General features: G+C 61.7%; 23 protein-coding genes. 9 read left to right on the top strand and 14 right to left on the bottom strand.

Translation table 11 applies throughout. The features are described 5' to 3' along the window. Positions 1 to 19: 19 nt before the first annotated feature. The 4 genes from ABJ99_RS18280 to glnT form a co-directional block, all read right to left on the bottom strand. On the bottom strand, positions 20 to 1,354 hold the full coding sequence (locus ABJ99_RS18280; RefSeq protein ID WP_054087020.1) for an FMN-binding glutamate synthase family protein: 1,335 nt from the start codon (positions 1,352 to 1,354) through the stop codon (positions 20 to 22). A gap of 15 nt (positions 1,355 to 1,369) precedes the next feature. Then, positions 1,370 to 2,053, bottom strand: a complete 684-nt coding sequence (locus tag ABJ99_RS18275) for a GltB/FmdC/FwdC-like GXGXG domain-containing protein (RefSeq protein WP_054087019.1) — start codon at positions 2,051 to 2,053, stop codon at positions 1,370 to 1,372. Next, entirely contained in the window at positions 2,050 to 2,970 is a 921-nt protein-coding gene (locus ABJ99_RS18270; protein ID WP_054087018.1) for a class II glutamine amidotransferase, read from the bottom strand. The genes ABJ99_RS18275 and ABJ99_RS18270 overlap by 4 nt, the downstream gene beginning before the upstream one ends. Positions 2,971 to 3,136: 166 nt before the next feature. Continuing rightward, positions 3,137 to 4,456 (bottom strand): type III glutamate--ammonia ligase, encoded by a 1,320-nt coding sequence (glnT, locus tag ABJ99_RS18265; RefSeq protein ID WP_054087017.1) that lies wholly within the window; start codon positions 4,454 to 4,456, stop codon positions 3,137 to 3,139. A 300-nt stretch (positions 4,457 to 4,756) separates the two neighbouring features. Here glnT and ABJ99_RS18260 point away from each other — a divergent pair, with 300 nt between their 5' ends. Beyond that, the gene (locus ABJ99_RS18260) at positions 4,757 to 5,362 is read left to right on the top strand and encodes a helix-turn-helix domain-containing protein (protein ID WP_003381958.1); all 606 of its coding nucleotides are present in this window, start codon (positions 4,757 to 4,759) and stop codon (positions 5,360 to 5,362) included. A 47-nt stretch (positions 5,363 to 5,409) separates the two neighbouring features. Here ABJ99_RS18260 and ABJ99_RS18255 read toward each other — a convergent pair whose 3' ends face one another. The 4 genes from ABJ99_RS18255 to ABJ99_RS18240 form a co-directional block, all read right to left on the bottom strand. Next, the gene (locus ABJ99_RS18255; RefSeq protein ID WP_054087016.1) at positions 5,410 to 6,576 is read right to left on the bottom strand and encodes a DUF1624 domain-containing protein; all 1,167 of its coding nucleotides are present in this window, start codon (positions 6,574 to 6,576) and stop codon (positions 5,410 to 5,412) included. Positions 6,577 to 6,680: 104 nt separating this feature from the next. Then, positions 6,681 to 7,241, bottom strand: coding sequence for a gamma carbonic anhydrase family protein (locus ABJ99_RS18250; RefSeq protein ID WP_054087015.1), 561 nt, complete (start codon positions 7,239 to 7,241; stop codon positions 6,681 to 6,683). 11 nt (positions 7,242 to 7,252) lie between these two features. Beyond that, positions 7,253 to 8,158, bottom strand: coding sequence for a GTP cyclohydrolase FolE2 (folE2, locus tag ABJ99_RS18245; protein WP_054087014.1), 906 nt, complete (start codon positions 8,156 to 8,158; stop codon positions 7,253 to 7,255). A 166-nt stretch (positions 8,159 to 8,324) separates the two neighbouring features. Then, complete coding sequence (locus tag ABJ99_RS18240) at positions 8,325 to 9,233, bottom strand: LysR substrate-binding domain-containing protein (protein ID WP_054087013.1); 909 nt, start codon at positions 9,231 to 9,233, stop codon at positions 8,325 to 8,327. A gap of 193 nt (positions 9,234 to 9,426) precedes the next feature. Here ABJ99_RS18240 and ABJ99_RS18235 point away from each other — a divergent pair, with 193 nt between their 5' ends. The 8 genes from ABJ99_RS18235 (at position 9,427) to ABJ99_RS18200 (ending at position 19,222) form a co-directional block, all read left to right on the top strand. Next, the gene (locus tag ABJ99_RS18235; protein WP_054087012.1) at positions 9,427 to 10,947 is read left to right on the top strand and encodes an ABC transporter substrate-binding protein; all 1,521 of its coding nucleotides are present in this window, start codon (positions 9,427 to 9,429) and stop codon (positions 10,945 to 10,947) included. Between the two features lie 89 nt (positions 10,948 to 11,036). Next, positions 11,037 to 11,954, top strand: coding sequence for an ABC transporter permease (locus ABJ99_RS18230; protein ID WP_005617711.1), 918 nt, complete (start codon positions 11,037 to 11,039; stop codon positions 11,952 to 11,954). Between the two features lie 8 nt (positions 11,955 to 11,962). Then, entirely contained in the window at positions 11,963 to 12,871 is a 909-nt protein-coding gene (locus ABJ99_RS18225) for an ABC transporter permease (protein ID WP_054087011.1), read from the top strand. Between the two features lie 16 nt (positions 12,872 to 12,887). Then, entirely contained in the window at positions 12,888 to 13,889 is a 1,002-nt protein-coding gene (locus tag ABJ99_RS18220) for an ABC transporter ATP-binding protein (protein ID WP_054087010.1), read from the top strand. Beyond that, positions 13,886 to 14,899, top strand: coding sequence for an ABC transporter ATP-binding protein (locus ABJ99_RS18215; protein ID WP_054087009.1), 1,014 nt, complete (start codon positions 13,886 to 13,888; stop codon positions 14,897 to 14,899). The genes ABJ99_RS18220 and ABJ99_RS18215 overlap by 4 nt, the downstream gene beginning before the upstream one ends. Beyond that, positions 14,896 to 16,323 carry a M20 family metallopeptidase gene (locus ABJ99_RS18210; protein ID WP_054087008.1) on the top strand — a complete coding sequence of 476 codons (1,428 nt, stop codon included), beginning with the start codon at positions 14,896 to 14,898 and terminating at the stop codon, positions 16,321 to 16,323. Before ABJ99_RS18215 ends, ABJ99_RS18210 begins: the two co-directional genes overlap by 4 nt. After that, positions 16,320 to 17,471, top strand: coding sequence for a M20 family metallopeptidase (locus ABJ99_RS18205; RefSeq protein ID WP_054087007.1), 1,152 nt, complete (start codon positions 16,320 to 16,322; stop codon positions 17,469 to 17,471). The genes ABJ99_RS18210 and ABJ99_RS18205 overlap by 4 nt, the downstream gene beginning before the upstream one ends. A gap of 227 nt (positions 17,472 to 17,698) precedes the next feature. Further along, positions 17,699 to 19,222: an amidase gene (locus ABJ99_RS18200; RefSeq protein WP_054087006.1), complete on the top strand. Its 1,524-nt coding sequence runs from the start codon at positions 17,699 to 17,701 to the stop codon at positions 19,220 to 19,222. Between the two features lie 6 nt (positions 19,223 to 19,228). Here the strand turns inward: ABJ99_RS18200 and phnP are convergent, their stop codons facing one another. The 6 genes from phnP to ABJ99_RS18170 are packed head-to-tail and all read right to left on the bottom strand — an operon-like array spanning position 19,229 to position 24,116. Further along, on the bottom strand, positions 19,229 to 19,981 hold the full coding sequence (gene phnP / locus ABJ99_RS18195; RefSeq protein ID WP_054087005.1) for a phosphonate metabolism protein PhnP: 753 nt from the start codon (positions 19,979 to 19,981) through the stop codon (positions 19,229 to 19,231). Beyond that, positions 19,972 to 20,538 (bottom strand): phosphonate metabolism protein/1,5-bisphosphokinase (PRPP-forming) PhnN, encoded by a 567-nt coding sequence (phnN, locus tag ABJ99_RS18190; protein WP_054087004.1) that lies wholly within the window; start codon positions 20,536 to 20,538, stop codon positions 19,972 to 19,974. Before phnN ends, phnP begins: the two co-directional genes overlap by 10 nt. Beyond that, positions 20,538 to 21,683 (bottom strand): alpha-D-ribose 1-methylphosphonate 5-triphosphate diphosphatase, encoded by a 1,146-nt coding sequence (locus ABJ99_RS18185; RefSeq protein ID WP_054087003.1) that lies wholly within the window; start codon positions 21,681 to 21,683, stop codon positions 20,538 to 20,540. The genes phnN and ABJ99_RS18185 overlap by 1 nt, the downstream gene beginning before the upstream one ends. Continuing rightward, positions 21,677 to 22,393, bottom strand: coding sequence for a phosphonate C-P lyase system protein PhnL (gene phnL / locus ABJ99_RS18180; protein WP_054087002.1), 717 nt, complete (start codon positions 22,391 to 22,393; stop codon positions 21,677 to 21,679). Before phnL ends, ABJ99_RS18185 begins: the two co-directional genes overlap by 7 nt. A gap of 32 nt (positions 22,394 to 22,425) precedes the next feature. Continuing rightward, the gene (gene phnK, locus ABJ99_RS18175) at positions 22,426 to 23,247 is read right to left on the bottom strand and encodes a phosphonate C-P lyase system protein PhnK (RefSeq protein WP_080378205.1); all 822 of its coding nucleotides are present in this window, start codon (positions 23,245 to 23,247) and stop codon (positions 22,426 to 22,428) included. After that, a complete protein-coding gene (locus ABJ99_RS18170) occupies positions 23,244 to 24,116 on the bottom strand; it encodes an alpha-D-ribose 1-methylphosphonate 5-phosphate C-P-lyase PhnJ (protein ID WP_162491521.1) in 873 nt (290 codons plus the stop codon). The genes phnK and ABJ99_RS18170 overlap by 4 nt, the downstream gene beginning before the upstream one ends. Between the last annotated feature and the right edge of the window lie 9 nt (positions 24,117 to 24,125).

Below are 24,125 nucleotides of genomic sequence, written 5' to 3'. Positions count from 1 at the left end.
ACAACGGCTAGCATGACGATCAATACCCCGAACCCGGTATCCACGACGTTCCGGCCAGTGGCACGCGCGCCATGGCCGCAGACTCGACGGTCAGCGCCACGAGGTCTTCCGGGTCGAGGTTGTGCAGGTGTGATTTGCCGCAGGCACGGGCCATGGTCTGGGCTTCGAGGACCAGTACGCGCAGGTAGTTGGCCAGGCGTCGCCCGCCTTCGACGGGGTCGAGACGTTTGGACAGTTCCGGGTCTTGGGTGGTGATGCCGGCCGGGTCACGGCCGTTCTGCCAGTCGTCGTAGAAACCGGCCGCCGAGCCGATTTTTTTCAGTTCGTCGTCCAGACGTGGATGATTGTCGCCCAGCGCGATCAACGCCGCTGTGCCGATCGCCACCGCATCCGCGCCCAGCGCCATGGCCTTGGCGACGTCGGCACCGTTGCGAATGCCGCCGGAGACGATCAGTTGCACCTTGCGGTGCATGCCCATCTCTTGCAGCGCCTGAACGGCTTGCGGGATGGCGGGCAGAATCGGGATGCCGACGTGTTCGATGAAGACTTCCTGAGTCGCCGCCGTACCGCCCTGCATGCCGTCGAGCACGATCACGTCTGCACCGGCTTTCACCGCCAGCTTGACGTCGTAGTAAGGACGGCTGGCACCGATCTTCACGTAGATCGGTTTTTCCCAGTCGGTGATTTCGCGAATTTCGGCAATCTTGATCGCCAGGTCGTCCGGGCCGGTCCAGTCCGGGTGACGGCACGCCGAGCGCTGATCGACGCCGACCGGCAAGGTGCGCATACCCGCCACGCGTTCGGTGACTTTCATGCCCAGCAACATGCCGCCACCGCCGGGTTTGGCGCCCTGCCCCAGGACGATTTCGATGGCATCGGCCTTGCGCAGGTCGTCCGGGTTCATACCGTAACGCGACGGCAGGTACTGATAGACCAGATGCTGCGACTGGCCGCGTTCTTCCGGGGTCATGCCGCCATCGCCGGTGGTGGTGCTGGTGCCCGCGATAGTCGCACCCCGGCCCAGCGCTTCCTTGGCGTTAGCCGACAAGGCACCGAAGCTCATGCCCGCGATGGTGACCGGGATTTTCAGGTGCAGAGGTTTTTTGGCAAAACGATTGCCGAGCACCACGTCGGTGCCGCACTTCTCTCGGTAGCCTTCCAGCGGGTAGCGCGAGACGCTGGCGCCAAGCAGCAACAGGTCGTCGAAATGCGGTAGTTTGCGTTTGGTGCCGCCGCCACGAATGTCGTAGATGCCGGTTTCTGCGGCGCGCTGGATTTCCTGAATGGTCAGACGATCGAAGGTGGCCGACTCGCGCAGGACTGGAGCAGGTTTGTTGCTGATGGGGTCGCTCATGGTAGTGCTCCTGGATCAGTACGCGGAGGCGTTATCGACTTTGAAGTTGTAGAGCTGACGGGCCGAGCCGTAGCGCTTGAAATCCGTGGCTTTCTCGTTAAAGCCCGCGCGATTGAGCAGCTCTTGCAACTCTTGCAGGTGCTCTGCGCGCATCTCCTTGGCGATGCAATCGGAGCCCAGCGACTCGACCTTGCCTTTGACGTAGATACGCGTTTCGTACAGCGAGTCGCCCAGCGCATCCCCCGCATCGCCGCAGACGACAAGCCGACCGGCCTGGCCCATGAAGCAGCTCATGTGGCCGATACTGCCGCCGACCACGATGTCGATACCCTTCATGGAAATCCCGCAACGGGCACCGGCATCGCCCTCGATCACCAGCAAACCGCCATGTGCCGTGGCACCTGCGGCCTGCGACGCGCTGCCTTTAACCCGCACGGCGCCGGACATCATGTTTTCCGCGCAGCCGACGCCGACGTTGCCGTGCACGGTGATCGAGGCTTTCTGGTTCATGCCCGCGCAGTAGTAGCCCGCGTGGCCCTGAATATCGATGGAGATGGCTTCGTTAACGCCGACCGCCAGGTTATGAGCACCATCGGGATGGGTCACCAGCCACTCGCGATCCTGCAGGTCCTTGACCTGATCGTGCAGCGCCTGATTGAGATCGCGCACGCTGGCGCTGGAAAGATCGACAGTTTTCATGGGCGTGCTCCCTGCGCTGGTTCGCGCTCCCAGATGTACATGGTGGCCGGGACCGGCTCCCAGACCCTGGCGTTTTCGATCCCCGGCAGGCTGGACAGCGCCTGATATTCCGAGGCCATGGCGACGTAATCATCAGTTTCGGCAAGAATCGCCGGTTTGCAGGCAATCGGATCGCGAATCACCGCAAACCCGTTGCGTGTGCCGATGGCGAAGGTAAAGAAGCCATCAAGGTCTTCCAGCGACTTGTCGAGCGCCTGCTTGAGGCTATCGCCCTGTTGCAGACGCCAGGCCAGATAACCCGCGGCCACTTCAGTGTCGTTTTCGGTTTCGAAATGAATGCCTTCGCGGCGCAGGTTCTGGCGCAGGCGAAAATGATTGGACAGCGAGCCGTTGTGCACCAGACACAGGTCCGAACCGGTGGAAAACGGATGGCTGCCCTCCATGGTCACTGCGCTTTCAGTGGCCATGCGGGTGTGGCCAATAATGTGGCTGCCCTTCATCGACGCGAGGCCGAAGCGGGTAGAGATCTCCCTCGGCAGGCCCATGCCCTTGAGAATCTCGATGCTCTGCCCGGCGCTCATGATGCGCACGCTCGGTGCCAGTTCCGCCAGCGCAGCGCGCACCGGGGCCTCTTCAGCCTGAATCTTCAGCACTACGGCGCTGGCATTCTGAAACCAGTCCAGCGGTGCACTCAACTTGTCCTCCAGCGCCGCTATCAGCGCCTTGAAATCATACTGTTCAGTGGTGGCTTGCAAGGTCAGCTTGACCCAGCCATCCGCAACCTCATCGCCATAAATCGCAAACCCGGCACTGTCTGGTCCACGGTCCGTCATGGCCTCAAGCATCGGCTCGAACAGCTTGCCGAGCTGCGACTCCAGCGCCGGATTTTTCAGATACAAACCAACGATTCCGCACATAAGCCTCACCTTGTTCGGGAGCGGCAAGCTTTTTAGCTGCAAGCTGCAAGCTAAAACCAACCGCATAGACAGAGAAATCAAATACGCCGCAATCCAGCTTCCTCTTGCAGCTTGCCGCTTGAAACTTGCAGCTGCTCTCTGAAGCTTGCAGCTAAAAGAATTCGATTTAGCGCTTCACTTCCCAGTCGCTCACGTGACGGCTGTATTCCACCCATTCCATGCGCTTGAGGCGGATAAACTCGCGGACAATTTCGTCACCCAGCACTTCAGCGAACAACGGGTCGGCTTCCAGCGCATCGCAGGCTTCCTTGAGTGATTGCGGCAGGGTCTTGATGCCCCGTGCGGCGATTTCTTCCAGACTCAGTTTGTAAAGGTTCTCGTTGCAGACGTGATCGATTTCCAGCTGACGGTCGATGCCGTCCAGCCCTGCGGCGATGATCGCGGCGCTGACCAGATACGGATTGCAGCCCGCGTCCGGCAGACGAAATTCCAGGCGGCCATACGGCACACGTACCATCGCCGAGCGGTTGTTCGCGCCAAAGGCGATGAAGGCCGGTGCCCAGGTCGCGCCGGACAGCGAATTGCCTACCACCAGGCGTTTGTAGGAATTGACCGTGGGCGCGGCGAAGGCACACAACGCAGGACCATGAGCCAGCAACCCGGCCGCGAAGTGATAGGCCATCTTCGACAGGCCCATGCCGCTCGGGTCGCTGGCGTCGTGGAACAGGTTCTTGTTGCTGGCGCTGGCAATCGACAGATGAAAGTGCATGCCGTTGCCTGCACGCTTGGGGTCCGGCTTGGGCATGAACGAGCAGATCATGCCCATATCATTGGCGATCTCGCCGGCGGCCATGCGGAAGAAGGTAAAACGGTCAGCCGACTCCATGGCGTCGCTGTAGGTGTAATTGATCTCGAACTGACCGTTGGCGTCTTCGTGATCGATCTGATAAATGTCGAAACCCACTGGCTGCAAGGCTTCGGTCAGGCGCTCGAGAAACTCCCGGGAGCGCGAGAGGCCTTTGTAGTCGTAGCACGGTTTGTCGAGGGTATCGCTGGCGTCGACCATTTGCAGGCTGCCAGCGGCATCGCGCTTGAACAGGCTGAACTCGGGCTCCAGCCCGGTGTTCAGGGTCCAGCCGCGCTGGCTGAGGCGTTCGACCTGCTTTTGCAGCACGTAGCGGCTGTCATAAGGCCAGGGTTTGCCCTCCACATGGCCTATGCACACCACCCGCCCGTAGCCCGGCTGCCACGGCACCGGGGTCAGCGAAGCCAGATCGCCCTTGGCCATGAAGTCAGGGCCGTGAGGTTCCATGCCCATGCCACAAATCGCAAACCCGGCAAAACCGGCGCCGTCTTCGGCAACCATCTCCAGGCCGGACACAGGGACCGATTTGGTCTTCGACGAGCCATGAATATCTACGAACTGAGCCAGCACGTATTTGATGCCGTGCTGTTCGATCAGACGCTGTGTTTCGGGTGGCAACATGAGCTTGTCTCCTGGCATGGGCAAAACGTTTCAGGGAGGAACCGCGGTTTCACCGCCCGCCGATCTATATTCCGAAAAAGAAAGTTAATTTCCCATTAAGAATGCAAGGCGCTTGCCAATCCACCATGCCAGACACTTCGAAATGCGCAGCGAGCGCAATCCCGCTGCCTGCATGGGTTGTTTTTGTGGAAAGCTTGTTTCCTTCAGGGAATAATCCGGAACGCCAGCTACGCTTGCAGTGGCAGGACGCACATTCCCAGTGCGAAATAAAAATTATTGAACGGAAACCGTGCACAGCCGATGAATATGCCGAACGAACCGCATCCCAAATTGAAGCTCGAGCAATACCTGGGCATACAGATCAAGCGCCAGCGCCAGGCGCAGGAGTTGAAACTGGCCGATGTCGCGCGTATCGCCGGGATCAGTCAGGGCATGTTGAGCAAGATCGAGAACGCGCAGGTGTCCACCAGCCTCGACAACCTCAGCCGCCTGTGCGACGTGCTGGGCATGCCCATGTCAAAGCTGTTCAGCCAGTACGATCAGCAAGGCAGCAGCGCGCTGCTGGTCAAGGCCGATGAAGGGCTGGAGGTGGTCCGGAGAGGTACGGAGAAAGGCCATACCTATCACCTGCTCAACCACACCCGTGGGCCGAAGAAGAGTTTCGAGGCGTACATGGTGACGATGGACGATGCCAGCGAGGAGTTTCCGACCTTCTCGCACCCTGGCACCGAGTTTCTGCACCTGCTGGAAGGCGAGCTGATCTACCGGCACGGCAATCAGCTGTACCCGATGCAGGCCGGCGACAGCCTGACCTTCGACGGCGACATCCCCCACGGCCCCGAGCAACTGGTGCAAGTGCCGATCAAACTGCTGTCAATCATGAACTACGGTGCGCAGGGGGATTGAAATCAGGCGGGAGGCGGCACACCTGTCGGCATGCCGCTGTGCAGCAGTTACAAATACTTCAACCAGCTGATATCCCGGCGACGCGCCTTGAGTGCGGAGAACCAGCGCACCGCCGGAAACAGCACCACGGCCAGTGCGACCGACGTCAGCCAGACACCCCACATGTGGTCGAAGCCGAAGTATTTGCCTTGATTCGCACCCCAGATAGCCAGCGCGATCAGGTACAGAATCTTCAGCACGTAGAGGTGCAGCAGGTAGAAAAACATCGGCGCCGAACCGAGTACCACCAACGGCCGCAACCAGCTTTTCTCCTGACTGCGCTCGAACCCGATCAGGATCAGCATGCCGATGCCCAGCGTCAGGCTGATGAACAGCAGCGATGGCGGGTACTTGGTGATGTTGAAAAAGCTCATGACCGTTTGCATGGTCGTCTCGCCAACGCTCCACGGCTTTTCGCCATAGCCGTTGATCATGCGCAGCACCACGAAGCCCAGCAGCGCACCCAGCCCGCAGGTCCACAGATTTTTCCGACGCTTTGCTGCGTTGTAACCCGCCACAAACCAAGGCCCGGCAGCGTAGCCCAGCGCGATGATGCCGATCCACGGTAACAACGGGTAGGACGTACGGAAGCGCAGGTTATCGGACACTTCGATCCAGCCGCGATCATGCAGAATCGCCCACGGGATATGCATGGCAGACTCGACGTCGAAATGCAGTGAGTCCAGCAGGTTGTGCCCGGCAATGATCACCACACCGATGACCACCAGCGCCCAGCGCGGCAGGAATACCATCAGCGACAGCGCCACCATGCTCAGGCCGATAGCCCAGATCACTTGCAGGTAGATGACGGTTGGCGGGAACTCGAAGGTCCAGGCGAAGCTCACGAAGGTGAATTCCAGCGCGATCAGAAACAGCCCGCGCTTGAGCAGGAACGCCGAAACGTCGCTTCTGCCCTGGTATTTCTCGCCATACAGATAGGCGGAAAGCCCGGTTAGCAGCACGAACAGCGGTGCACACAAATGCGCCAGAGTGCGGCTGAAGAACAGCTCCGGCTCGGTGGTCGTGATGTCCATCGGGTCCAGTACCTGACGGTGCAGAAAGAACGTTTCCCGCACATGGTCCAGCAACATGAAAAGAATGATCAGCCCGCGCAGAGCATCGATCGAGCGAAGCCGGGAGGCCGGCGCTCGGGTTGGTTGAACAGCTGTCGTCATGAAAGATTCAGGTCCATTGTTTGGGGGTTGCCAATTGTTTAGAGCTGCAAGCCGCAAGCTTGCAGCTTGTAACTTGCCGCTTGCAACTGGCGCGCAGCGCTGCTTCAAAACTCGTTCTGCAGTGCCTTGTAGCCGCGCACCAGGTCGATGTTGGTGTGTGCCACATCTTCGGAAAACTCCGACGCCGAGATGCTCACCGGCGGAAATTGCGAAAGATCGGTAGCGGGCCCTATCCGGGTGGTGGACGGCACGTAGAAATTCTCCGGCAAATCACGCCCGTCGACCACCGAGTTGTGCCTGACCACACTGCCATTACCGACTTGGCAGTTGAATACCACACTGTTGAAGCCGATGAACACGTGATCACCGACCATGCAAGGTCCGTGCACGATGGAGCGGTGGGCAATCGAAGTGAACTCGCCGATCGTCACCGCAGCCCCGGATTTGGAGTGAATGACCACGCCATCCTGAATATTGGAATTGGCGCCGATGACAATCGGCTCCATGTCGCCACTGGCATCGACTTCGTCGGCGCGGATCACCGCGTACGGGCCGACGAACACGTTGTCCTTGATGATCACTTTGCCGCAGATGATCGCGGTGCTGTCGATGTAGGCAGACTCGGCGATAACCGGCAAATGGCCAGACGGATTTTTACGGATCACGGTAGGAAGCCTCAGGACAGGTAGTTGGAAGTCTGCGCGGCTGCATCGTGGGGATGCAGGCTTTCGAAGTGACGCACACTGACGCTGGAGGATGCGTAGCGGCCCTCAAGCGCCTGCTGGATCTTGCGTGCGGCGTCCTCGACGTACATCAGGTTCTGGCCGTTGAGCCGGGCGAAAGCCTGCTCGTCGGCCCGCTTGACGGCAGTCTGCACCGGCGTGCCCAGCGCCTGCTCGACCGCATCGATCAGCGCCATCAGGCCCAGTTCGCTGGCCTGCTCGGTCGCCCGCACGCGCACCGTTGCCACACTGCGCTGGCTGTGCGGCGTGGCGTACGACGCGTTTTCCCGCAACCAGGCCGCGACCTGCATCGGGTCGACGAACGGCTGCCGGCCAAAGCGTGCGGCAAATGCCTCTTCCAGCAGTTGTCGAGACAGCGCCGCCGAGCACGGGCAGGTAGACGAATAGGTAATGTCGGCTGAAACGTCGAGGCACAAACGACCGGCATGCCAGGTTGCGTCAAGCTTTACCGGATAGGATTTCCAACCGCTGAGCCCTTCGGTGACCAGTGCCGCACGACGGCACAGCAGATTGAAAGTCAGGGTGAGCCGGGCGCGGCTGGAATGACAATCCAGGTGACTTTCGACCATGGCTTCCATCAAGGCCGACATCGTCTCGGGGCTCAGTATCTGGTGCTCGGCATACCTGTCGAGTAGCCGGTAGAGCCGCGACATATGGATACCCTTGACACTCGGATCGGCCAGGTCGACTTGCAGATCGACATGCGCATGGACAGGGTGTCGGACGCCCGCTTCGGCCAGCCTGACGGGTACTTCGACGCCCTGCATGCCGACCCAGTCAAGTGAAACCAGGGCCGAGGAAACTTCCGTCAGGGCAACGTCTGGTAGAGGGTTGTTCATGTGCGTCAGTCGTCTCGTTGGCGAACCTCGCCGAGTGGGCGAAGCCTGATGTTGGCGGCTTACGACTGTACAGTATGCAGTCGCAAATTCGTTACACTATAACATCATGCCTGTGAATTTCATCAACCTGCCATTAGCAACTCACCGCATCGACGCCATCAGCGTTTCAGGTCTTTGCCAGCTCGTCGATCAGGAAATCCCGGAACGCCGCGACGGCCGCCGGCAGGGTGCGCCCCGCCATGCTTTGCAGTTCTATGCGCCGCGCCTTCATACCCTCATCGCTGATCGACAGGGATTTGAGCTGCTTTTCATGCGCGCGCTTGTCCAGAGTCATTTCGCTGGACAGGCTGATACCGCCCTCCTCGCTGACAAACCTCAGCAGCGCACCGATGTAGTTGCTGGTCAGCACCGGATCGAACATCAGGCCCTGCACGCCACAGCAGATATCGAACAACTGGCGCAGCGTCGTATCGGTGTTGGTCAGAGCGATGGCGTAAGGCTGCAACTCGGCCAGGGTGACCTCCTTGCGCGACGCCAGCGGATGGTTGCAACTGACCACCGCACAGATTGCGCCGCTGTGAATGTGCTCGACCTTGATTTCGTTCTGCGGCGTCAGGCTGAAAGTCAGGCACAGGTCGGCATCGCCAGAGCGCACCCGTTCGGTGGCCTGGGCCGGGGCACAGACCTCCATCGAGAAATGGATGCCCTGGTACTGCCGCCGAAACCGCGCGATGCACTGCGGCAGAAAATCCAGGGCAAAGCCCTCGGAGCAGGCGATGCGCACATGACCACGCTGCAAGCCTTGCAGCTCGGTGATTTCCAGCACCACCTGCTCGGCCTCAAGCTGTGATTTGCGCGCATAAGCGGCCAGACGAATGCCCGCCTCGCTGAGCATCATGCCACGTGCCTGACGCTCGAACAGCAGCGCATCAAGCTCGCGCTCCAGTTTGCTGATCTGTCGACTGACCGCCGAAGACGCGACATTGAGACGGATCGACGCCTCGCTGATTGAACCGCAACGCGCCACTTCGAGAAAATAGCGCAAAGCGGTGGATTGAACGCCGTAGAGTTGCATCGATGCTCCTACGTTGCTTTTTCGGCAATGAAAGGTTCGAAATATTGTGCTTGTGGCATTGATACGCTTTGCCTAGAGTCGTGTCGAGGCCTCACCTAATCAAAAGAACATCGCGGCCTCGTTGCTACCCCCCTTTCGCATTTGCGCCCCACTGCCCTTTGATATATCCACTTTGCCTTAGGGAGACGACGGCATGGGCATCAAGGGTTTCGCTCGCAGCATCGCGCTATTGAGCCTGTTCAGCAGTTTTCCCGTTCTGGCCGGCAAGGCCGACGACACGCTGGTCTACGCCTCCGACAGCGAACCGGAAAACATCAGCCCCTATCACAATGACTTGCGCGAAGGCGTGATTCTCGGCCGCCTGATCTGGGACAATCTGGTCTATCGCAACCCCGACAGCGGTCAGTACGAACCCATGCTGGCCACCCGCTGGAAGCAGGTCGATGACACCACTATCGATTTCCAGCTGCGCGAGGGCGTGAAGTTTCACAACGGCGACCCGTTCACCGCTGATGACGTAGTGTTCACCCTCAATTACGTGGTGTCGCCCGACGCCAAAGTGGTCACGGTACAAAACGTCGACTGGATCAAGAGCGCCGAAAAGCTCGGTGACTACAGCGTGCGCCTGCACCTGAAAAAGCCTTTCCCGCCTGCGCTGGAATACCTGTCCAACGCCGTACCGATGTTCCCGAAAAAGTATTTCGAACAGGTCGGAATCGCCGGATTCAGTCGCAAGCCGATTGGCACCGGGCCTTACAAGGTCACAGCCATCGCCACCGGCGAAGGCGTGAAGATGGACAAGAACCCCGACTACTTCAAGGACAGCCCGCAGGGCCAGCCGAAGATCGGTCACATAAACTTCCGGGTGATCGCCGACGCCGAAACGCGCCTGGCCGAGCTGATGACCGGCGGCATCGACTGGACCTGGCGCGTAGCACCCGATCAGGCGGAAAACCTCAAGGCCATGCCCAATCTGATGGTCACCAGCGGTGCGACCATGCGCATCGGCTTTCTGATTCTGGATGCGCGCGGCACGTCCAGCGCCGATTCACCGATGAAGCATTTGAAAGTACGTCAGGCGATCAACTACGCGATTAATCGTGACGGTCTGGCCTCGCAACTGGTCGGCGGCGAAAGCAAGCCGTTGCAAGTCGCCTGCTACCCCGGCCAGTTCGGCTGTGACACCACGGCCGCCACGGTCTACAACTACGACCCGGCCAAGGCCAAAGCGCTGCTTGCCGAAGCCGGTTACCCGAACGGCTTCGAGACCGAAATCTTCGCCTACCGGGATCGCGACTACGTCGAAGCGATCATCGGCAACCTGCGCGCCGTGGGCATCAACGCCAAGCTGCGTTACCTGAAATACGCCGCCCTGCGTGACCAGCAGCGTGGCGGCAAGGTGCCGATGTCGTTTCAAGCCTGGGGCTCGTTCTCGATCCTAGACACTTCGGCCTCGGCCGGCACCTGGTTCAAGGGCAACCCCGACGACAACATCAAGGACCCGCAAGTCCAGGGCTGGCTGCAGACCGCCGACAACGCGCTGGACCCGCAAGTGCGCAAGGACAACTACCGCAAGGCCTTGCAGCGCATCAGCGAGCAGGCGTACTGGGCACCGTTGTTCAATTACTCGATGAACTACGCCTACGTCTCGGACCTTAACTTCAAGCCGTACCCGGACGAGCTGCCGCGTTTCGTGCTGTCGAGCTGGAAATAAGCGCTTGGCGAACCTGGCTGTAGGGCGCATGACGCGCCTTGCAGTCGGGTCAGCCACCCCGTCACTCCCTGAACACAAGGTCACTTGCCATGTTCGGATTTCTCTTGCGCCGCCTGGGTATTGCCCTGTGCGTAGCGATTACCGTGTCGGTGATCAGCTTTTCCCTGCTGCACCTGTCCGGCGACCTGGCCACGGCCATCGGTGGGCCGGAAGCCAGCAGCGAGCAGATCGAACAGATCCGTGTGCAGTACGGCCTCAACAAGCCGTTGGTTACGCAGTATTTCGAATGGCTGGCCGACGTGGTGCGCCTTGATTTTGGCGACTCGTTCTTCTTTCAGGAGTCGGTCTACAACCTGATCGCCTCGCGGCTGTCGATCACTCTCGGGCTGGGTGCAATGGCCCTGAGTATCGCGCTGCTGATCGCCATTCCGCTGGGTGTGCTGGCGGCGGTGAAGCGCGACACCTGGGTTGACCGCCTGGCGCTGAGCATCGCGGTGCTGGGCCAGGCGATGCCGAGTTTCTGGTTCGCGCTGATGCTGATCGTGGTGTTCTCGGTCACTCTGAAATGGCTGCCGGTGTCAGGCAACTCGACCTGGGCGCACTTCGTCATGCCGGCCATTGCGCTGGGGTATTACGCCACCCCAGCGATCATGCGCCTGACCCGTGCCGGCATGCTCGACGTGCTCAATTCCGACTACATCCGCACCGCTCGCGCCAAGGGCCTGCGCCCGGCCACCGTGCTGTTCAAACACGCACTGCGCAATGCTCTGATTCCGGTGGTGGCACTGGCCGCCGTGGAATTCGGCTTCATGCTCGGCGGTTCGGTGGTCATCGAAACGGTCTTCTCGCTGCAAGGCATCGGCCAGCTGGCCTGGGACGCGATTGCCCGCGACGACTTTCCGGTGGTGCAGGCGGTCGTGCTGCTGATCGCGGTGATCTACATCGTCCTCACGCTGCTGGCCGACGTGCTCAACGCACTGCTCGACCCGCGCATCCGCGTGAAATAGGAGGCCCCATGAGCACAACCACCTCATCGCCGCTGGTCATCAACGACTACCAGCCGCCAGCGCGCAGCGTCTGGCGCACGCTGCGCAACAGCTTCGCCCATCGCGGCTTTGCCATCGGCGCGGTGCTGCTGTTGATCATCCTGTTCGGCGCACTGTTCGCCCCTTGGCTGGCGCCCTACGACCCTTACACGCAAGACGTGATGCTGCGCATGAAACCTCCCGTGTGGATGGCCAACGGCACTTGGGATTACGTGCTCGGCACCGACAAACTGGGCCGCGATTACCTGTCGCGCCTGCTCTACGGTGCGCGTATTTCATTGTTCATCGGCTTCTCGGCAGCGCTGATCTCTGGCGTCATCGGCACCATCATGGGCCTGCTGGCAGGCTACTTCGGCGGCAAGACCGACGCGCTGATCAGCTACCTGATCACCACGCGCCTGGCGATGCCGGTGGTGATGGTCGCACTGGCTTCCGCATCGTTGATCGGCGGTTCGCTGAAAGTCGTGATCATCCTGCTCGGCTGCCTGCTCTGGGACCGCTTCGCCGTGGTGGTGCGAGCTGCCGTGCAACAAATTCGCGACGCCGAATACGTCGCCTCGGCGCAGGCACTGGGTTGCTCGACGCTGCGCATTCTGGCCAGCGAAATCCTGCCTAATCTGGTCGGCGCGCTGATCGTCGTCGCCACCCTGGAAATGGCCCACGCGATCCTTCTGGAATCGGCACTGTCGTTCCTTGGCGTCGGCGTGCAGCCACCGATTCCGTCCTGGGGACTGATGATCGCCGAGGGCAAACCGTACATGTTCTTTTCCCCATGGGTCATCGCCATTCCCGGCGTCGCCCTGATGGTGCTGGTGCTGGGCATCAATCTGGTCGGTGACGGCCTGCGCGACCTGATTCTGCCCGACGGGCGCAACTGACAGAGGAGATCCGCACATGGCGCTGTTGCATGTTGAAAACCTGCGTGTCGAGATCCCGCTCGGGCAAGACACGCTCCACGCAGTGCGCGGCCTGGACTTTCAGGTCGAGCGCGGCGAAATGCTGTGCATCGTCGGCGAATCGGGCTGCGGCAAATCCCTGACTTCGCTGGCACTCATGGACCTGCTGCCGCGCAAAGCCCGGCGCACCGCGACCACCCTGAGCCTGGACGGCATCGACATGCTGACCCAGAGCGAACGGCAGATGTGCGACCTGCGCGGCAATCGTCTGGCGATGATCTTTCAGGAGCCCATGACCTCGCTGAACCCCGCGTACAGCATCGGCGATCAGCTCAGCGAAGTGCTGACCCGGCACCGCAAGGTGTCGCGCAAGGAAGCCTTGCAACGTGCGGCGCAGATGCTCGAGAAGGTCGGCATCAGCAACGCCGGCGAGCGCCTGCGCCAGTACCCGCATCAGTTGTCGGGCGGACTGCGTCAGCGAGTGATCATCGCCATGGCACTGATGTGTGAACCGGACGTGATCATCGCCGACGAGCCGACCACTGCGCTGGACGTGACCATTCAGGCGCAGATTCTGCGCCTGATCCGCGACATCCAGAAAGAGTTCGGTCTGGCGGTGATTTTCATCACTCACGATTTGGGGCTGGTGGCGCGGATAGCCGACCGGGTGGCGGTGATGTACGCCGGGCAGATCGTCGAAACCGCCCCGGCGGTCGAGCTGTTCGAGAACCCGCAACATCCGTACACGCGTGGTCTGCTGGCGAGCATCCCGATCCCCGGACGCACTCAGCCGGGCCAGCCACTGGGTTCGATTCCGGGGCTGGTGCCCAGCCTGGTCGGTGAACAACACGGCTGCGCCTTCCGCAACCGTTGCCCGCAGGCGATTACAGCCTGCGCCGATGACGTACCGCCCGTTCACAGCCATAACCACATGACCCGCTGCCTGTTTGCCTCGGCGGGCGCCGAACCTGTGTTGCACCGGGAGGGCATGACGTCATGACTAATCAAGCCCTGAATACCAGCGTCAAAAAGGACATTGCGCTGGAGCTGTGCGACATCCGTCGCGAATTCAGCATCAGCCGAGGCTTTTTCAAACCCAATGCCACCTTGAAAGCAGTCGATGGCGTGTCGCTGCGCCTGATGCGCGGCGAAACCCTCGGGCTGGTCGGCGAGTCCGGCTGCGGCAAAAGCACCCTGGCGAAGATGCTGCTCGGCCTGCTCGCACCCAGCAGCGGCGACGTGCTGGTCAACGGCAAGCATCTGGCAGGCACCGACCGCAAGGAAATGGCGCGGCGCATCCAGCCGATTTTCCAGGACCCCTACTCGTCGCTGAACCCGCGCAAGACCCTGCGCGAAATCGTCACGCTGCCGCTGATCGTGCACGGCATCGGCACCCCGGCCGAACGTCGCCAGCGTGTCGAAGCGATGATGGACGTGGTCGGCTTGCCGAAACGAGTCATCGACAGCTACCCCAGCCAGCTTTCCGGCGGCCAACGCCAGCGCGTAGCGATTGCCAGGGCGTTGGTGATGCGCCCCGACGTGTTGATCTGCGATGAACCGACTTCGGCGCTGGACGTGTCGGTGCAGGCGCAGATTCTCAACCTGTTGCAGGACCTCAAACAGGAGTTCGGCCTGACCTACCTGCTGATCAGCCACAACCTGGCGGTCATCGAACATCTGGCCGACCGGGTGGCGGTGATGTACCTGGGCCGCATCGTCGAGGAACGCAGCCGCGAATCGCTGTTCGCTCGACCGGGGCATCCCTACACCCAGGCGCTGCTGGACTCGGTACTGACCCCCGACCCGCACCTGGGCATTCCTGACCTGGGCCTGCACGGCACCTTCCCCAACCCCATGTCGCCGCCTTCGGGCTGCGCTTTTCATCCGCGCTGCCCCGGCTGCATGGCGGTGTGCAAAGAACATTATCCGGCCACTGGGCGCATGGAAGGCGGAACCGTCCGTTGCCACTTGCGCGACACTTCGAAAACCCTGGAGCTGATGCCCTCATGAGTAGCCGTTCACATGCCATCGAAAACGCCACCGAGCAGTTCGACAACGGCACCTTTTTCGCCCTGCTTGGCGACAGCGTCGCGTACCCGACCCAAAGCCAGGAGGCCGCCAGCCTGCCGGAGCTTTATCGTTATCTGAACGAATTCATCACCCCGCACGTCGAGCGCCTGGGTTTCAGCGTCAAGGTGCACGACAACCCGGTGGCCGGGCGCGGGCCGTTGATGATCGCCACGCGCATCGAAGACCCGGCGCTGCCGACCCTGCTCAGCTACGGCCATGGTGACGTGGTGCGCGGTTACGACGCGCAGTGGCAAGCGGGCCTGTCACCCTGGAAGGTGACCGAGCGCGGTGATCGCTGGTACGGTCGTGGCACGCCGGACAACAAAGGCCAGCACCTGATCAACCTGACCGCCCTTGAGCAGACCCTCAAGGCGCGCGAAGGCAAGCTGGGTTTCAACGTCAAACTGCTGCTGGAAATGGGCGAAGAAGACGGTTCACCCGGCCTCAATGCGTTCTGCCAGGCGCATGCCGAAGAGCTTGCGGCGGATATTTTCATCGCCTCGGACGGCCCGCGTCTGGCAGCCGCGCGCCCTACCCTGTTTCTCGGTTCGCGAGGAGTGTTCAACTTCGAGCTGACGGTGAACCTGCGCGAAGGCGCGCACCATTCCGGCAACTGGGGCGGGCTGCTGTCCAACCCCGGCATCATTCTGGCCAATGCGATTGCCAGCATGGTCGATGAACACGGTCGGGTGAAAGTCGCAGGGCTCATGCCTAAGGCCATTCCTGAAGCAGTAAAGGCCGCGCTGGCAGATATTGAAGTCGGCGGCGGCCCCGGCGATCCGGAAATCGACCCGAATTGGGGCGACCCGGCGCTGTCGCTCAGCGAAAAGGTCTTCGGCTGGAACACCCTCGACATCCTCGCCTTCAAGACCGGCAACCCGGATGCGCCGGTGCACGCGATCCCCGGCAAGGCCCACGCGCTGTGTCACATACGTTTTGTGGTCGACAGCGACTACAACGCCTTTATCCCGGCGGTGCGCGCTCATCTGGACGCCCACGGTTTCAATCAGGTCGAGGTCCGGCAGACGCGCATGGACGTGATGCACGCCACCCGCCTGTCACCGGACAGCCCGTGGGTCGGCTGGGCGCTGGAGTCGTTGGCCACCACCACGGGCAAGAAGCCAGCACTGCTGCCCAACCTCGGTGGCTCGCTGCCCAACGATGTGTTCGCTGAAGTGCTGGGCCTGCCGACAGTCTGGGTGCCACACTCATACCCGGCGTGCTCGCAGCATGCACCCGACGAGCACTTGCTGGCGCCGGTGGTCAGAGAAAGCCTGCAAATCATGGCCGGACTGTTCTGGGACCTGGGCACCGACGGCGCACGGCTGACCCGCGAGCACCGGGCACGGGAGCAGAGTGAATGAATAACGCACAACGGCAGGCAACCGACTGGCTGAGCGGGCAGTACGAGGCGATGGAGTCGCTTTTGCAGCGTTTGGTGGATACCGATTCCAACAGTTACGACAAGGCCGGGGTCGATGCGGTCGGCGATCTGCTCGCCGCACAGCTGGAGGCCGACGGGATCAGCGTCGAGCGCATTCCGGTCGAGGGTTTCGGCGATGTGCTGCTCGCCGAACTGCACGGCGGCCCCGGCAAACCGGTATTGCTGCTGGGTCACCGCGACACGGTGTTCCCGAAAGGCACGACCACTACACGCGGCTACACAAACGACAGCGAGCTGGCCTACGGCCCCGGTGTGGCCGACATGAAAGGCGGACTGGTGCTCAACTGCTTTGCCCTTAAGGCACTGAAACGCCTCGGCCCGTTGCCGTTTCCGGTGCAGATCCTGTACACCGGCGACGAAGAAATCGGCTCCGCCAGCGCCCGTGTTCACATCGAAAAATACGCCCGTCAGGCGCGCGCGGTGCTCAACCCGGAACCGGGACGCGCCAGCGGCAACGTGGTCAGCGCCCGCAAAGGCGGTGCAACGCTGATCATCGAAGTCAGCGGCCGTGCGGCGCATTCCGGGGTCAATCACGCCGAAGGCGCCAGCGCAATTCAGGCTCTCGCGCACAAGGTGATCAAGCTGCACGCGCTGACAGATTATGCAGCAGGCATCACCACCAATGTCGGGCTGATCTCGGGCGGTACGTCCAGCAATACCGTCGCGCCCAGCGCCACGGCCAAGCTCGATGTGCGCTTTGTCGAACTCAGGCAGTGGGATGAAATTTTCGCAGCCGTCCAGGCCATCGTCGCCGAAGAGGAACTGCCCGGCACATCGGCCAGGCTGCTGGAAGCCACGACCTTTCTGCCGATGGAAGCCCGGCACAGTACCGAACTGCTAAGTATTTATCAGCGCCTCGCGCAGGAACTGGGCTTCAGCGTGCAAGGCGAATTCACCGGCGGCTGCGCCGACTCGGGCTTCACCGCCAGCCTCGGCATCCCCACCCTGTGCGGCCTCGGCCCGGTGGGCGGCAAAGTACACACTGACCGTGAGTATCTGGAGCTGAACACCCTGATACCCAGAGGCCAGGCGCTGGTGGCGACGATACTGGCGTTGGGGGATGTTTGAAGATGTATCGTCACCACCTGCCTTTGATTCTGGCCGCAGGCCGTGGGAGCAGACCGGGCGACGCTTCGCTCGTGTGGGAGCGGACTTGTCCGCNGGGCCGCTTCGCGCGCCCATCGCAGCCGTCGTAACTTCCTGAATCTCCCACGGCCTCCGGCCAGAATCAAAAGCAGATTCGTGTATAGCCGTAAATGTGGAGCGTGAGTACTATCACCACTATGAGGAACCCCATGCAAAATCCATCCGAACTGCTCGGTAAATCCGCCACCGAATTACGGGCGCTGATCGGCAACAAACAGGTCTCTCCAGTGGAATTGCTCGACGCCTGTATTGAGCGCGTTGAAAGCCTGAATCCGAAAATAAATGCCTTCGCCGCAACCTGCTTCGAGCGCGCCCGAGACGAGGCTGTGATCGCCGAACAGGCAGTCCTGCAAGGCAAACCGCTGGGGTTGCTGCACGGCCTGCCGATCGGCATCAAGGACCTGGAAGAAACCGCCGGAGTGCTCACTACCTACGGATCGCAACTGTTTCGCGACAACATACCCGCGCAGGACAACCTGTTCGTGGCCCGCCTGCGCGCTGCCGGGGCGATCATGGTCGGCAAGACCAATGTTCCAGAACTAGGCGCAGGCGCCAACACCCGCAACGTGGTGTGGGGCGCGACCGGCAACCCGTTCAACCCAGAGCTGAATGCCGGCGGTTCCTCGGGTGGCTCGGCCGCCGCGCTGGCGGTGGACATGGTGCCGTTATGCAGCGGCTCGGACACCGGTGGCTCGCTGCGCATTCCAGCCGCGCTGTGCGGCATCGTCGGCCTGCGCCCTTCGCCGGGGCTGGTGCCGAGCGAGCGCAAGAAACTCGGCTGGACGCCGATTTCCGTAGTCGGCCCGATGGGCCGCAATGTCGCTGACACCCTGCTGCAACTGCGTGCCAGCGCCGGGCTGGGGCAGTCCGACCCATTGAGCTACGCCGTTGCCGATGACGAGTTCGCGCCACGCACAGTCGACCTCAGCCAGCTGCGGGTCGGCTACAGCGAAGACTTTGGTACATGCGCGGTGGACACCCATATCCGCGCAGTCTTCCGCGACAAGATCAACGCTTTGAGACCGCTGTTCAAGTCCTGCGAAGCCATCGACCTGAACCTGACCAGCGCCCACCGCACCTTCGACGTGTTGCGCGCCGAAGCCTTCGTCGCCGGTCTACAGGACGCTCACGACCGCGATCCGGACGCATTGGGCCCCAACACCCGCGCCAACTTCGAGATGGGCGCGGCGATGTCGCTGCAAGACTGCGTCAAGGCGCATGGCGAGCAGAGCCGGATTTTTCGCGAGTTCCAGAAACAGTTCGAGCACTACGACCTGATCCTTGCACCGACCACGCCGGTGTCGCCCTTCCCCTGGAGCGAGCTGTACCTGCGCGAAGTCAACGGCGTGCCACTGGACAATTACTACCGCTGGCTGGCGCTGTGCTACACCATCACCCTGACCACCAATCCGGCGTTGTCGCTGCCCTGCGGCACGGACCATCAAGGCATGCCGTTCGGGTTACAGGTCATTGGCGGGTTTCGGGGCGATGCGAAGCTGCTGGCCTGCGCCGAGGCACTTGAACACGCGACGGCGAATGATCCGCGTCTGTCCCGCCCGCGCCCGGACCTGCAGAAACTGCTGGCCTCGACGGTCGATCTGACACACATCGTTACCCATCCACCGGTTTATGGCGGGTCGAGGGACGGTAAGCCGGAGGTGGGGGCGATGTAACACCTCTCAACTCACCGTCATTCCGTCGTGCCCGATCACCACATTGCCCGGCAAATGTCTGGGCGACTCCATCAACCAGGCATCCAGCGTGTGGCCGATGTGCGTCAACACCGCCTTGGCCGGTCGCAGTTGGTCGATGGTTCCCAGCGCCAGGGTCAGGTCATTGTGATTGCGCGGCGGCTGAGGCTGCGGCGGCATGGAGCAATCGAGAACCAATAGGTCCAGCGGTTGGCGTTGCAGGAATTCGCAGGTCACGTCGGGCAAGCCGACCGTGTCGGTCAGGTACGCCATGCTTTGGCCATCGCCTTCGAACAGGTAGCCAAATGTCGGTTTGGAGTGCGTCAGCGGCAGCGCAGTGACCTGCAGTTCGCCCAGTGCACGGGTTTCGAAGGCGGCAAACGGCTGGCTGAAATCCAGAATGCCGGGGTGTTTATACAGGTCGGCCAGCCCTTCCGGGTCCGCCGGGCCGTGGACCGGAATCACCAGCCCTTGGCCCCAGCGCAAATGCAGCAGGCCTTGCGCATGGTCGGCGTGATAGTGGGTTTGCAGAATGCCGCTCAGGCTGTGTGGCGGAAAACGTTCGGTGAGATCGGTCAGGCCGCTGTCGATCAACCAGCGCTGGCCGGCGCATTCGATCAACGCGCTGCACGGCAAACGCCGCAAGACCTGATCGGCGCGCGCCGCCAGACACGCCACGCACTGGCAACCGTAGACCGGCACTTGTCGGGCATCCCCGGTGCCCAGCAGCGTCAGGCGCATGCGTGAAGCTTGTCCAGTAAACCGATCAGGGTGGCAACGGTCTGTTGCAAATCGCCGGAATTGTCCAGGAAAAAAACCTGCGGATCGTTGGCCAGCACGTCTCCGGCAAAACGCGCGTTGCGCTCCAGGCGCTCCTCGATTTCCCCCAAGGTTTCGCGATTCCGTGCCAGCAGGCGCTGACGCAACACTTCCTGATTGACCGTCAGCAGCACCGCCAGCAGGTTCGGATAACGCATCTGCGCCTTCTGCAAATGCGCCCGCGAGCCATTGATCAGCACGTCATGGCCTTCCAGCAGCCATTGATCGATCTCGATGGGAATCCCGTAGTGCAAGCCATTGGCCTGCCAGCACAGGGCAAACGCGCCGCGCTCGCGCATCTGCTCGAACTGTTCGACCGTCACCGCCTGCGCCGCCTCGCCCACCGCTTCTGCGGAGCGGGTGATCACCCGGCGCATCACCCGGCAAGCGCGTCGCGCCAGCGTTTCCCGAGCGGCATCCAGCACGCTGTCCTTGCCGGAACCCGACGGCCCGATCAGATAAATCAACCTGCCAACCATCAAAACACCCTCTTGCCCTGTCGCCATACCTTGTCGATTACCGGCAAGCCGCCATGACTGCGCGCCTGAATAAGGTCCGCGCGCAGACCGACGCGAATTTCACCGCGATCCGCCAGCCCGGCGGCAAGCGCCGGGGTGCGACTGACCATGTTTATCGCCTGCGGCAGCTCGCATTCATTGTCCTGCTCGACCAGCATGAATGCGGCCTGCAAAAGGCTGGCGGGATAATAGTCGCTGGACAGAATGTCCAGAAGCCCTTGCCTGGCCAATGATGCCGCCGCCACGTTACCGGAGTGCGAGCCGCCGCGCACGATGTTCGGCGCGCCCATCAAGACACTCATGCCCAGGCGCCGGCAACCCTGAGCCGCCTCCAGCGTGGTCGGGAACTCGGCGATATTCATGCCGAAGCCCGCAGACTCCTCGACATGCGCCATGGTCGCGTCGTCATGGCTGGCAATCGACAGGCCGCGCGCCAGGCACAACTCGACAATCGCCCGGCGATAACGGTCAGCATATTCGCAGGAGTTAGCTACCTGATCGACGATGAAGCGATCCATCTCTTCGTGGCTCATCTGGTATTTGCCCATGTAGTACTCGCGGTACTTGGACTCCAGCGCGAACTGACGCTGGCCGGGCGCATGGTCCATCACCGACACCAGTTGCACCAGCGGCTGGTCCACCAGATCACGGAACACATTCAGGGTGTCCGGGTGGCTGACTTCGCAGCGCAAGTGCAGCAAATGTTCAGCGCGAGTCAGGCCTGCCGCGTTGGCGTCGGCAATCGCCTGCAACATTGCGGGCAGTTGCTGCATGCGTTTGCCCTTGGGATTGATGTCGCCAATCGACAGCGCATCGAACACGGTGGTAATGCCGGCCGCGACAATCTGCGCGTCGTGACTGATCACCGCTGAAGTCGATGGCCAATCGACACCCGGCCGTGGCGACAGGTGCTTTTCCAGGTTGTCGGTGTGCAGTTCCACCAGTCCTGGCAGCAGGTAATCGCCTTGCAGATCCTGAGCCTGACTCAACTGGCTGCGCCCGGTCTGCACGTCGGCAATCAGCCCATCGCGAACCACTACCGTGCCGGTGAACGCCTGTTCGGCGGTCACCACGCGGGCATTACTGAAAATCTGTTCAGTCAGCATTGCAGCAACTCCTTGGTGGTGAGGTCCACCGGGGTCATGTCCAGTTGACGGTTGGCGACCGACTCGCGGGCGTCACGGTCATGAAAGATGCCGATCAATGCAGCGCCGGCCTGTTTGGCCTCATCGACCAGCTCCAGCACCACGTTGCGATTGGCGTCGTCCAGCGAAGCCGTCGGTTCATCGAGCAACAGCACCGGCCACGGCACCATGAAGGCCCGGGCAATGTTGATGCGTTGCTGTTCACCGCCGGAGAACGTGCTGGGTGCCAACGGCCACAGGCGTTGCGGAATGTTCAGACGGGTCAGCAACAGCTGCGCACGCTCCAGCGCCTGCTCGCGGGACCAGCCTCTTGCCAGCGCAGGCTCCATCAGCACATCCAGGCTCGACACCCGCGGGATGACGCGCAGAAACTGGCTGACGTAGCCCAGCGTCCTGCGCCGTACCTCAAGCACCTGGCGCGGACTCGCTCCGACCAGCTCGACCCATTCACCCTCGTGCTGCACACGAATGCTCCCCGCAGCAGGCAGATAGTTGCCGTACAAGGTGCGCAACAGCGTACTTTTGCCCGCGCCGGACTGACCGCTGAGCACCAGGCATTCGCCGCTGCGCACCGAGAAATTGAGGCCGCGCAGCACATTGAGGACCACGCCGTTGTGCTGATGCAGGGTGAAGGTTTTCGACAGGTCGCGAACCTCGATCAAGGTTGTCATCGGTTTCACCTTTTCTATGTGGGATGTGCGGCTCATGGCTGCAACACCGAGGACACCAGCAGCTGCGAATACGGGTGCTGCGGATCATCGAGGATCTGATCGGTGAGGCCGCTTTCCACCACTTCCGAGCGACGCATGACCATCAGCCGGTCAGCCAGCAGCCGCGCGACTGCCAGATCATGGGTGACGATCACCACGGCCAGATCGAGCTCGCGAACCAGCCCGCGCAACAGGTCGAGCAAGCGCGCCTGCACCGACACGTCCAGCCCGCCAGTGGGCTCGTCCATGAACACCAGCCTCGGGCTGGAGACCAGATTGCGGGCAATCTGCAAACGCTGCTGCATGCCACCGGAAAAGGTGCGCGGCAGGTCATCGATGCGCAGCGGATCGATTTCCACCTGGGTCAGCCAGTCCAGCGCTGCACCGCGCAGTTGCTGATAATTGCGCACGCCCTGGGCCATCAGACGCTCGCCGATATTGGCCCCGGCCGACACGCCCATGCGCAAACCGTCACGCGGGTTCTGTTCGACAAAGCCCCATTCGGTGCGTAACAGCGTGCGACGCTGCGCCTCGCTGGCGCTGTACAGGTCGAGCCAGTCGCCATGTTTACCGCGATAGCCGATGCTGCCGCGATCCGGCGGGCAGCGGCCACTCAACAGCGACAACAAGGTGGACTTGCCCGACCCGGACTCGCCGACAATGCCCAGCACTTCGCCGGGGTACAGGTCGAAACTGACGTCCTGACAACCCTTCTGCACGCCATACAGACGGGTCAGGCCACGCACCTTGAGCAGCGGCTGCGCGGGTTCGGCCTGACGCATGCCCTCGGGATTCAATGAAAGGCCACTGATCATCGGGCGTTCTCCTGCTGTTTGACGCGCTGGGCGCAGTAGTCGGTGTCGGAACAGACAAAGCTTTGGGTCCCGGCGTCATCGAGAATCAGTTCGTCGAGGAAGGAATCGTGGCTGCCGCAGATGGCACAGCATTGCTCCCAGCGCTGCACTTCAAACGGGTGGTCTTCAAAGTCGAGGCTCACCACCTGAGTGAACGGCGGCACGGCGTACAGGCGTTTTTCGCGACCGGCACCGAACAGCATCAGCGCCGGGCTCATGTGCAGCTTGGGGTTGTCGAATTTCGGAATCGGCGACGGATCCATTACGTAACGCTCATCGACCATCACCGGGTAGGCGTAACTGGTGGCGATGTGGCCGAAGGTCGCGATGTCTTCGTAGAGTTTGACGTGCATGACGCCGTAATCATCCAGCGCGTGCATGGTGCGGGTTTCGGTTTCCGAGGGTTCGATGAAACGCAGCGGCTCGGGGATCGGTACCTGATAAACCATGATCTGATCTGCGTGCAACGGTGTTTCCGGGATCCGGTGACGGGTCTGGATCACCGTGGCTTCCGGGGTGCGCTCGGTGGTGGCAACGCCTGCGGTGCGCGCGAAAAAACGCCGGATCGACACCGCATTGGTGGTGTCGTCAGCGCCCTGGTCGATGACTTTCAACACGTCATCGTCACCCAGAATCGTGGCGGTCAGCTGCATGCCACCCGTCCCCCAACCATAAGGCAGCGGCATTTCGCGCCCGCCGAATGGCACCTGGTAACCGGGAATCGCGACGGCCTTGAGCAAGGCACGGCGAATCATGCGCTTGGTCTGTTCGTCCAGATAAGCAAAGTTGTAGGCCTCATCCCGTGCAGGCCGTTGCGGTGCGGTGCTCATGGGTGCAGT

This window comes from Pseudomonas syringae pv. cilantro (assembly GCF_001293775.1).
Taxonomy (GTDB): Bacteria; Pseudomonadota; Gammaproteobacteria; order Pseudomonadales; family Pseudomonadaceae; genus Aquipseudomonas; species Aquipseudomonas syringae_P.
This window is presented reverse-complemented; position numbering and strand designations above follow the sequence as displayed.